Below are 601 nucleotides of genomic sequence, written 5' to 3'. Positions count from 1 at the left end.
CACCGTGATTGCAGCAATGCCGCCGGATCAATCAGCGTGTTCATCTACGACGACCGGATCGAGGTGACCAGCATCGGTCCCCTGCATTTCGGACTGTCCGTCGCGGACCTCTATGTGCCACACGAGTCTCAACCGTGGAACCCGCTGATCGCCGGCACGCTGTACCGCCGCGGCGTCGTCGACAGCCTGGGCAGCGGTGTCCAGCGCATGATTCGCCTTGTTGAAGGAGCGGGGCAACTCACGCCGCGCATCGAGGACACGGGAACCAGCGTCCGGGTTGAGTTCTGGCGACCGGGAGCAACTCCACAGTGGATCTTCGATCTGGGTCTGCCTCGCTCCGCCTTCGACGTACTGGTCATGATCTTCACGCGACGTGAGCCGGTCGCCCTGCGCGACATCGTGGCAGCTCTGCAACCAGGCGCTGGCTTGTCTGAACGGGACGTCCGAGACCTGCTACAACGTCTGCGAGATGCCGATTTGATCATGCTGCATGGGCGAGGTCGCGGCGCACGCTGGACATCCACCAGTAGAGGCCGGAGCCTGGCGACGCGGGGGTTCTCCCGACCCGGCGGCTGAGGTCCCGGCCCATTCTGGCGCATTC

General features: G+C 64.4%; 1 protein-coding gene. It reads left to right on the top strand.

The window, feature by feature from the left end; genetic code table 11:
• A partial coding sequence (locus U9977_RS24180; RefSeq protein WP_322751584.1) for an ATP-binding protein occupies positions 1 to 576 on the top strand: 576 nt, incomplete at its 5' end.
• Between the last annotated feature and the right edge of the window lie 25 nt (positions 577 to 601).

Origin of the sequence: Protofrankia sp. Cas8 (assembly GCF_963555845.1) — a bacterium.
In the GTDB taxonomy this organism is placed as follows: domain Bacteria; phylum Actinomycetota; class Actinomycetes; order Frankiales; family Frankiaceae; genus Protofrankia.
Note: the sequence above shows the minus strand (reverse complement) of the source record. Positions and strands in the feature narration are given on the sequence as shown.